Source organism: Nonomuraea sp. NPDC050733, from assembly GCF_040654215.1.
Taxonomy (GTDB): Bacteria; Actinomycetota; Actinomycetes; order Streptosporangiales; family Streptosporangiaceae; genus Nonomuraea.
Genome location: NZ_JBFAHO010000008.1, coordinates 249,422 through 258,923, shown reverse-complemented (window position 1 = coordinate 258,923; position 9,502 = coordinate 249,422). Strand labels below are relative to the sequence as shown.

8 protein-coding genes and 1 pseudogene are annotated in these 9,502 nt (G+C 72.6%); 5 read left to right on the top strand and 4 right to left on the bottom strand.

What is annotated here, in order from left to right:
• The 3 genes and pseudogenes from AB0H64_RS17465 to AB0H64_RS17455 form a co-directional block, all read right to left on the bottom strand.
• Positions 1 to 1,162, bottom strand: a pseudogene (locus AB0H64_RS17465) (hypothetical protein); the annotation flags it as partial.
• A gap of 147 nt (positions 1,163 to 1,309) precedes the next feature.
• On the bottom strand, positions 1,310 to 2,479 hold the full coding sequence (locus AB0H64_RS17460; RefSeq protein WP_357625084.1) for a S8 family serine peptidase: 1,170 nt from the start codon (positions 2,477 to 2,479) through the stop codon (positions 1,310 to 1,312).
• Positions 2,480 to 2,584: 105 nt separating this feature from the next.
• On the bottom strand, positions 2,585 to 2,857 hold the full coding sequence (locus AB0H64_RS17455) for a WXG100 family type VII secretion target (protein ID WP_357625081.1): 273 nt from the start codon (positions 2,855 to 2,857) through the stop codon (positions 2,585 to 2,587).
• 194 nt (positions 2,858 to 3,051) lie between these two features.
• Here AB0H64_RS17455 and AB0H64_RS17450 point away from each other — a divergent pair, with 194 nt between their 5' ends.
• Positions 3,052 to 4,800: a biotin carboxylase N-terminal domain-containing protein gene (locus AB0H64_RS17450; protein ID WP_357625078.1), complete on the top strand. Its 1,749-nt coding sequence runs from the start codon at positions 3,052 to 3,054 to the stop codon at positions 4,798 to 4,800.
• An 80-nt stretch (positions 4,801 to 4,880) separates the two neighbouring features.
• The gene (locus AB0H64_RS17445; protein ID WP_357625076.1) at positions 4,881 to 6,326 is read left to right on the top strand and encodes a hypothetical protein; all 1,446 of its coding nucleotides are present in this window, start codon (positions 4,881 to 4,883) and stop codon (positions 6,324 to 6,326) included.
• Positions 6,327 to 6,411: 85 nt separating this feature from the next.
• On the opposite strand, the gene AB0H64_RS17440 is transcribed toward AB0H64_RS17445, so the two are convergent.
• Entirely contained in the window at positions 6,412 to 8,052 is a 1,641-nt protein-coding gene (locus AB0H64_RS17440; protein ID WP_357625073.1) for a histidine kinase, read from the bottom strand.
• A 190-nt stretch (positions 8,053 to 8,242) separates the two neighbouring features.
• Between AB0H64_RS17440 and AB0H64_RS17435 the strand changes: the two genes are divergently transcribed.
• The 3 genes from AB0H64_RS17435 (at position 8,243) to AB0H64_RS17425 (ending at position 9,495) form a co-directional block, all read left to right on the top strand.
• Entirely contained in the window at positions 8,243 to 8,473 is a 231-nt protein-coding gene (locus AB0H64_RS17435; protein ID WP_357625070.1) for a hypothetical protein, read from the top strand.
• The gene (locus AB0H64_RS17430; protein ID WP_357625067.1) at positions 8,470 to 8,889 is read left to right on the top strand and encodes a PIN domain-containing protein; all 420 of its coding nucleotides are present in this window, start codon (positions 8,470 to 8,472) and stop codon (positions 8,887 to 8,889) included. Before AB0H64_RS17435 ends, AB0H64_RS17430 begins: the two co-directional genes overlap by 4 nt.
• 117 nt (positions 8,890 to 9,006) lie before the next feature.
• Positions 9,007 to 9,495, top strand: coding sequence for a DUF4265 domain-containing protein (locus tag AB0H64_RS17425; protein WP_357625064.1), 489 nt, complete (start codon positions 9,007 to 9,009; stop codon positions 9,493 to 9,495).
• Positions 9,496 to 9,502 lie beyond the last annotated feature (7 nt).

The following is a 9,502-nucleotide window of genomic DNA, read 5'->3' as shown; positions in this document are numbered from 1 at the left end:
CGCCGATCGCGGCCACGCCGCCGCTCGGGCCGGCCGAGCCCTGCGCGGCGACCGGCCGCAGGGTGGTCTGCGTGTCCGCGTACTGGCCGGCGCCCCACAGGCCCGCGGCCGACAGCACCACGGCGGCGCTGACGGCGGCGACGAGCCCGACCGGGAAGGACCTGCGCGGAGTGCCGCCCTGCTGGCCGCCGGCGGGCGCCTGCCAGACCTGCTGCTGGGGGCCGTTCGGGCCGTGCGGCCCCTGGGGACCGTTGGGCCCCTCCCAACCGTTGCCGGCCGCCGCCACCGGCGGCGGGCCCCACGCGGGCTGCGGGTTGGCGACCGGCACGCCCTCCAGCGGGGGCAGGTACTCGGTCATCTCGTGCGACGGCGGGGCGAGGTTCTCGGTGGGCTGCACCGGGACCGGGACAGGCGCGATGACGCCGCCGGGGGCGGACCCGGGGACGGCGCCGATCGCGCCCTTGTCCCCGAGGAGCTGGAGCAGCGCGGTGTACGTGGTGGGGCGCTGGGCGACGTCCTTGGCCAGGGCCGACAGGACGACGCGCCGCATCGGGTCGGCGAGGTTGCCGACCTCGGGCTCGGCGTTCAGCACCGCCTGCTCGTCCTGGCCGAACGGCGCCCGTCCCGTCGCCGCGAAGGCGATCACGGCGCCCCAGGCGAAGACGTCGGCGTACGGGCCGTAGCGCAGGCCGCTGATCTGCTCGGGCGAGCGGTAACCGACCTCGCCGACGGCCTCGCCGAGGTCGATGTCGGTGACGCGCGGCCCCTCGGGGCCCAGGATGACGTTGTGCGGGGTGAGGCCGCGGTGCGTGACACCGGCCAGGTGGACCGCGGTCAGGGCGGTCAGCACGCCCACCGCCACGCGCTCCAGCGTGTCGCCGTCGAGCGGGCCGTCGGCGGCCACGGTCTCGGCCAGGCTGCGGCCCTCGATGTGCTCGCGGACGACGTACGGCTGCTCGCCGTGCATGCCCGCCTCCAGCGTACGGGCCACGTAGACGCTGGAGATGCGCTGGACGCCGGTGAGGCGCTCGGCTTCCTCGGGGCCGGCGTCCGGGACGGCCGGCAGCAACTTGATGACTCGCGTGGGCGCGTCGTCGGCCTCACGGCCCAGGAAGGCGGCGCCACGCGCGCCTTCGTCGAGCCGTCCGAAAATCGCGTACACGCCTAACCGCTCAGGATCCCCCGGCCGCAGAGGGTGCATCGTTGTCCCTTCAGGTCAAAGCATGAACTCAGGCATATTCAACCAAAGTCGTCACTTTTGTATCAGGACTTTCGGGTGTCCACCTGACAGTTCACGGTCAGGACATCTTCAGGAGGGACGGCCCGGCCGCCAGCGCCGGCGCCGGCCCAGCGGCAGGACCCACGTCCCAGCAGCGGCGATGCCCGCCAGCGAGAGCGCGCCCCCCATCACGCCCCACGCCACGTTGATGCTTTTGTGATCCGGCGGCGCCGCCTTCGTTATGGCCCCGGCGGGCAGCGGCGGGGCCGCGGGCGAGGCGACCACGGGCGCGTCGGCGGACTGGAACGGCAGGACGGCCGTCACCGCCAGCGTCGGGTTGACCATCCCGGCGCCGGTCGCCGCGCCGAGCGTCCCGTCGGCGGTCGCGATGATGCGGTGCCGTACCTGCTGCTGGTCGAGCTTGGGGAAACGCGAGCGCACCAGCGCCGCGACGCCCGCCACGTACGGCGCCGCGAAGCTCGTGCCCTCCAGATTCAGCGCGTACGCCTTGCCGGGCCACGTCGCCGTGATGCCGACGCCCGGCCCGAGCACGCTGACCGGGGTCGCGGTGCTGGAGGAGTCGGCGCGCCGCCCGTCCTGGGTGGCCGAGCCGACGGACAGCACGCCGTCGTAGGCGGCCGGGTAGGCGGGCTCGGACGCCCCGTCATCCTTGTCGATGTTGCCGGCCGCGGCGACGACCACGACGTCGTGGGCCAGGGCGTCCTGGATGGCCGCCCTGAGGGCCGGATGGTCGGACGCCTTGACGGACACGTTGATGACGTCGACCTTGTACTTGACCGCCAGCGTGATGCCCGCGGCGAGGTCGCGGACGTCGCCCTCCTTCTTGTTGCTCTGCTTGACGGAGATGATCTGCGCCTCCGGGGCGACGCCGTGGAAGGGCACCCCCGCGACGTACCTGCCGCCCACGATGCCCGCGATGGCGGTGCCGTGGCCCACGCAGTCCCGGTAGCCGGTGTGGGTGACGTCGAGGAACTTGGAGACGCGCAGCTGCGGGTGGGTGTAGTCGGCGCCGCTGTCCACGATGGCCACGGTCACGCCTGCGCCCCTGGTGAGGCGCCAGGCGTTCTTGATGTCGAGCCGCCGCTGCGCCCACGGCTCCTCGGCCGGGAGCTTGAGCGTGCCCTTGTCCGGGTCGCACTCCTCGGGAGCCGTCACCGCCCCCGCCGGCGCCGCCAGGACGACCGGCGCGACCGCCGCTTGCAGAGCCAGCAGGCTGGCCAGGAGGACGCGACCCATCATGGCGGAAAAGCGTAGCTTGCCGGGTTCCTCGGCACGACGTCCCGGCGCGACGGGTCCTGGCGCGACGAAGCCCCGGCGGACGGGCGCCGGGGCTTCGGGCGGTGCTCAGCGGGTCGCGGACTCGATGTTGCCGCGATAGGTGTTGATGACCCGGGCGGCCTCCTGCAGCTCCTCGGTCATCCGCTGGAAGGCGGTCCGGTAGTTCTGCCAGGCTCCCTGGAAGCGGTCGGCACCCGGGCCGGTCCAGGCCGTGCCGACCTTCGACGCCTCGCGGTCGAGAGCGGTCATCGTGGTGCGCACCGCCTCCGACTGCTGGGTGAACTGCGTCGCCATCGACTGCATTTCCGCGGGGTCGCCACCGAGCAGGCTCTGGCCCATGCATACCTCCTGGATCGTCGTGATAGCGCACTCACCATAGGCGCGCCGCGGGGGCCCATCGCCCCTGTTATGCCGAGCGGCTATGGTCGTCCAGAGGATCATTCGGTTTCCCCGTGCGGCTCGGGGCACCTGGGGGGAGCCGGTGGCCGGCACCTAGACTCCGTTGAGTGCCCGTCGAGGAAGGACGAACGTCGGTGCAGAAGGTTCTCATCGCCAACCGCGGCGAGATCGCCGTGCGCGTGGCCCGCGCCTGCAAGGACGCCGGCATCGCCGGCGTGGCCGTCTACGCCGACCAGGACCTCGACTCCCTGCACGCCAGAACGGCCGACGAGGCGTACGCGCTGGGCGGCCGGTCCCCCGCCGAGACCTACCTCGACATCGGCAAGCTGCTGGACGTCGCGCGCCGCTCCGGCGCCGACGCAGTCCACCCCGGATACGGCTTCCTCTCCGAGAACGCCGACTTCGCGCAGGCCGTGATCGACGCGGGCCTGACCTGGATCGGCCCGCCGCCCGCGGCCATCGCCGCGCTCGGCGACAAGGTGCGGGCCAGGCACATCGCGCAGAAGGTCGGCGCCCCGCTGGTCGCCGGCACCAAGGACCCCGTCTCCGGCGCCGGCGAGGTCGTCGCGTTCGCCGAGGAGCACGGCCTGCCGATCGCCATCAAGGCCGCGTACGGCGGCGGCGGGCGCGGCATCAAGGTGGCCCGCCGCATCGAGGAGGTCGCCGAGCTGTACGAGTCGGCCGTGCGCGAGGCCGTGGCCGCCTTCGGCCGCGGCGAGTGCTTCGTCGAGCGCTACCTCGACCGGCCCCGCCACGTCGAGACCCAGTGCCTGGCCGACCGGCACGGCGGCGTGGTCGTCGTCAGCACCCGCGACTGCTCGCTCCAGCGCCGCCACCAGAAGCTCGTCGAGGAGGCGCCCGCGCCGTTCCTCAGCGACGAGCAGATGGAGATCCTCCGCTCCAGCTCCAAGGCCATCCTGCGCGAGGCCGGCTACGTCGGCGCGGGCACCTGCGAGTTCCTCGTCGGCCAGGACGGCACGATCTCCTTCCTGGAGGTCAACACCCGCCTCCAGGTCGAGCACCCGGTCACCGAGGAGGTGTCGGGCATCGACCTGGTGCGCGAGATGTTCCGCATCGCCGACGGCGAGCCGCTCGGCTACGACGACCCGGTGCTGCGCGGCCACTCGATCGAGTTCCGGATCAACGCCGAGGACGCCGGCCGCGACTTCCTGCCCGCCCCCGGCACGCTGACCGTGCTGCGCGCCCCGTCCGGGCCGGGCGTCCGGCTCGACTCCGGCTACGAGGCCGGGGCGACCGTGCCCGGCACGTTCGACTCGCTCATCGCCAAGCTGATCATCACGGGACGCACCCGGCGGGAGGCGCTGGAGCGCAGCCGCCGCGCGCTGGCCGAGTTCGAGATCGGCGGCATGCCGACCGTCCTGCCGTTCCACCGGGCGATCGTGTCCGACCCGGCCTTCACCGCCGAGCCGTTCTCCGTCCACACGCGGTGGATCGAGACCGAGTTCGACAACACGATCGCGCCGTACGACGGCGAGCAGGCCGCCGCCGAGCCCGCCGCCCGCGAGAGCGTGACGGTCGAGGTCGGCGGCAAGCGCCTGGAGGTCGTGCTCCCCGCCGGTCTCGGCGCGGCCACCACCGCCTCCTCCCCGGCCGCCGGGAGGCGTCCCAAGCGTGGCGGCGGCGCGCAGAAGACGGCGGCGGGCGGCGACGCCCTGGTCAGCCCCATGCAGGGCACGATCGTCAAGGTCGTCGCGAGCGACGGCGACACGGTGGCCGAGGGCGACACCGTCGTGGTGCTGGAGGCCATGAAGATGGAGCAGCCGCTGGCCGCCCACAAGTCCGGCACGATCACCGGCCTCGGCGCCGCGGTCGGCCAGGCGGTCACCTCCGGCGCGACGATCTGCGAGATCAAGGACGCCTGACCTGCGGACCGCTGGGTAGGGGACGGGAAAGGCGCCGTCACGCGGCGCACCCGTCCGTACGAAACAAGTAACGTGCCCCAGTGAGGAACTTCGCCGATCGCCCGTTCGTCCTCAAGGGCGAAGGAGGCTTGCTGCCCATGACCCACTCGCTGCGCCGAACCGGGGCCGCGATCGCGGCTCTGTTCGCCGGTCTACTCGTCGTCCTCGCGCTCTCCCCCGCGGCAACCGCGGCGGCGGCGCCGCCTGACGCGCAGTCCGTCGTGTCCTACTGGAAGGACAAGAAGGACCCCCTCTACGTGGAGTCCGGCTCGCCGCTGACGTCGGACCAGCAGTCCGCCATCCGCGAGACGCTGAAGGACTCCAAGAGCGACGTCTACGTCGCCGCGCTGCCCGACGGCTCGGTGACCGACCCCAAGGGTTACGTCTCCGGGCTCGGCCAGGCCACCGTGCAGGCCAAGGGCGGCGGCCAGGTGACCGTGGTCGTGCTCGACGGCACCTCGATGTTCGCCATGTCCAACTTCGGCGGGTCCGGCGCCACCGACCGGCTGTCCAAGCTGGCCGTCCGCAACCACAAGGACGACATGGCCGCCGGCGTCGAGGACTTCGTCTCCCGGGTCAACCTGATGGCCGAGGGCAAGAGGTCCGCGCTCGACTCCGGCCCGGTGGGCGGTGACGGCGGTGGCTCCGGCGTGCTCGTCGGCCTCGGCGCGATCGCGCTGGTCGGCGGCGGCGGCTACTTCCTCTACTCCAAGAACAAGAAGAAGAAGCAGGCCATCCAGGACGCCAAGGACCTGGCCGCGGTCACGCAGACCGTCGAGGAGGACGTCACCAAGTTCGGCGAGGAGATCACCGCGCTCGACACGGACGTCACCCTGGCCGGTCAGGGCGGCGCCAACATCCTGGAGTGGCAGCAGGCCCTCGACGCCTACGAGAAGGCCAAGACGCAGCTCGCCGCGGTCCAGCGGGCCGACCAGGTGCGCGAGGTCACCCAGACGCTGGAGGACGGCCGCTACGCGCTGGCCGTGGTGAAGGCCAAGGTCAACAACCAGCCCGTTCCCGAGCGGCGCGCGCCCTGCTTCTTCAACCCGCAGCACGGCCCGTCGGTGCGCGACGTCCGCTGGGCCCCGGCCGGCGGCGCGGTGCGCGACGTGCCCGCCTGCGCGGCCGACGCCGAGGCCGTCGAGCGCGGCTTCGACCCGCAGATGCGCGAGGTCATGGTCAACGGCGAGCGCCGGCCCTACTACGACGCCGGCCCCGCCTACCAGCCGTACGCCTACGGTTACTACGGCGGCTTCGGCGACATCATGACCGGCATGTTCATCGGCACCATGATGGGCAGCATGTTCCACGGCGGCTTCGGCGGCTACGGCGCCGGCTACTCCGACGGCGGCGGCGGCGACTTCGGCGGCGGCGGTGGCGACTTCGGCGGCGGCGGCGGAGACCTCGGCGGTGGCGGCGGCTGGAGCGACTTCGGCGGCGGCGGCGACTTCGGTGGTGGCGACTTCGGCGGCGGCGGCGACTGGTAAGCCTTCACGTCCCACCACATGATCGGGCGCGTCCCCCTCGGGGGGCGCGCCCGTCGCGTCTCCGCCCGGGGACGCGTCCCCGCTCTCACTCCTGCGGGCCGACCACGGCCTTGGAGCTGAGCCGGTCGCCCGCGAAGCACAGCCGGTAGGCGCCGCCCTCGAACATCCGCACGGTGTAGTACACGCAGCTCTCCCCGGCCGGGGGCGGCGGGGCGCCGTCGGGCGGGCCGTCCCGGGTGATCGCCGGCAGCCGCGCCTCCACCTCACCGCGCGTCGCGCCCACCGTCAGCCCGTCGTACGTGCCGCGCGGCAGGACGGACAGTGACGAGCTGAGCAGCCAGACGGGGATCATCAGCAGCAGGATGCCGGCCAGCACCGCCAGCGGCACCAGCACGGTCTGGGTCAGGCCGCGGCGCACCTCCCGCTCCACCCGGGCCAGCTCGGTCGCGGACGTGCCGCGGGCGGGCTCGGTGGCCGGGCGCGCCGCCGCGTTCGCGTCGGTGGGCAGCTCGGCCACGATCTCGAACCCCCCTCCCGGTACGGGGCCCGCGCGCAGCGTGCCGCCCGCCAGCCGTACCCGCTCGTCCAGGCCCACCAACCCGGCACCGCCCGACACGGCGCGCGCCACGGGACCGGAGGCGTCGGCGGGTCCGTTGGCGACGGTCACGAGCAGCGTGCCGTCCTCGCGGGACACCCGGACGCGCACGGGCGCGCCGGGGGCGTGCTTGGCGGCGTTCGTCAGGCCCTCCTGGACGACGCGGTGCGCGGCCAGGACGGTCATCGCGGGCAGGCCGGCGAGGTCGTCCAGGCGTTCCAGGTCGACGGCGAGACCGGCGGCACGGGCCCGTCGGACCAGCGCGAGCGGGCTCCCGGCGGCGGACCGCCCACCTTTGCGCCCGTCGTCCCCCGACTCGTCCCCCGGCTCGTCGCCCCGCTCGCCGCCGTGAAGCTGATCGTGAAGCTGATCGTCGCCTGGCCGGTCGTCGTCGGTGCGCAGGACTCCCACGACGTCGCGCAGCCGCTCGGTCGCCTCGGCGGCCGCCTCCCGCAGCTCGGCCACCAGGGCCTGGTGCCGGGGGTCCAGCGTGGGGTCGAGCTGGAGCGCGGCGGCCCGCATGGCCATGAGGGTCAGGTCGTGCCCGAGGGAGTCGTGCATGTCGCCCGCGATGCGGGCCCGCTCGCGCATGCGGGCCTGGGCCGCGACGGCCCGCTGCTCGCGCTCCATGCGGTCGGCCAGCCGCCACCCGGCGCGGGCGAGGGCGGCGTACTGGCGGCGGTACCGGCCGAGCTGCCACGGCAGCACCGCGAGCAGCAGCAGGACGATCAGCAGCGACGGCCAGCCCCACAGGTGGTCCGGCGACAGGAACGCGCACAGCGGCAGCCCCGCGGCCCCGACGGCGGCGAAGAACCACAGCGCCTGCCGGACCGCCACCCGGCCGCCGGCCAGGAAGGCGAGGGCCGCGAGCGCCGGCCAGTACGGCGCGGCGAGCAGCTCCACATCGAGCGCCAGCCCGAGCGCGACGGGCACGGCCAGCGCCACGAGCGGCCACCGCAGGCGCACGGCCACGGCGACGCCGAGCAGCGGCAGTCCGACGGCCGAGATGAGCGCCTCACGGCCGTGCAGGACGAGGGCGCCGGTGACGGCGGGGACGGCGAGCAGCAGCCACAGGACGACGCCCTGACGCCCTCCGAGCCGGCCCATCAGGCGGCTGACTTGCCGGGACACCCGGGCACGCCGCCGCGGCCGGGGAGGTTCCGTCCGAGGTCCCTGCGGCTCGGGGCGCCGCGCCTGGGAGAGCACATCACGCACATCAAGCATGCTCCCAGCCCACCGCAGCAACGCCGTACAGATGTGCTGCTGTAGCTGAACTGCGTCTACCGGGTCAGTCCAGGTGGGCGGGCGTACACTCGATGGCATGACGGCCGCATCCGAAGAGTACGAGGACATGCACCGGCTGGTCGACCAGCTCACACCCGAGCAGCTACGTGAGATCCGCGCCCAGACGCTGCGCCTCGTCCACTCCTCAGAGCACGCAGAAGACAGCACGTGGCCGCCGTCCTGGGTCGGCTCCATCCACGTAGGACGCGCTGACATCTCCGAACGGACGGACGAAATCCTCTCCGAAGGCTTCGGAAACTCGGCGTGATCATTGTCGACACCGGTCCCATCGTCGCTGCCGCCATCGCCGACGACACGCACCACGAGCGCTGTGTCAAGGAGTTCGGCCGCCTGTTCGACGCCCGGACCGAGCTTCTCGTGCCAAGTTTCGTCGCGGCTGAAGTCTGCTACCTACTGGGCAAGTACGGCACGGCCCGTGATGAAGCAGCGTTCATCCGCTCCCTGCAGTCCGGACTGCTGACCTTCACCGAGCTGACAAAGGACGATCTCGCCCGCGTTGCCGTACTTGTCGAACGGTATGCCAACTTCCCACTCGGCGGCTCAGATGCCGCGGTCGTGGCGATAGCCGAACGCTTGAAGATCCAAGAGGTGTTCACGCTCGACCGGCGCCACTTCAGCGCTGTCCGGCCAGCTCATGTGCCCGCATTCACCCTGCGGCCGTAGCCTTCGACGTAGTTCACGAGATCGTGCACCTGCTGCAGTGCTGCTGGGGGAGCGCACCACGCACCTCAAGCATGCTTCTGGCCGGGCCATGTGCTGGGGGTGGGGCATGCTGGCCCGGTGACCGGAGATCAACGCGAGTACGTCAAGGTTCGATTCACGCTGGAGCAGGACGCCGATGGCTGGCCCCCTGCGGGCAGTGAGGGCTTGTGGGCTGTCGACCTGGGCGACCGACTGGTGCGGATCGACAACAACCCGTGGTTCGCCCGCGACATCGCCGCCGGAGACATCGTCCGGGTGGAGGCGGACGAGCACGGTGAGCTTTGGTCGGTGGAGAAGATCGAGTGGTCGGGGAACTGTGCGATCAGGGTCGTGCCGTTCGAGGACGGCGTGTTGGCAGGCAGCCGGCAGGCGGTCATCGACCTGTTCACTCCCATGGGGGTCGACGGCGAGGGCATCGAACAGTTCGGCATGGTGTCGCTGAACGTTCCGCCCGATGCCGATCTGGCTGCGGTGAAAGGCCTGCTGGCTCGGGGTGAGCGTGAGGGGTGGTGGGACTTCGAAGAGGGCTGTGTCGGGGACAACTGGATCGAGGCAGTGCCGGATTGAGCTGGAC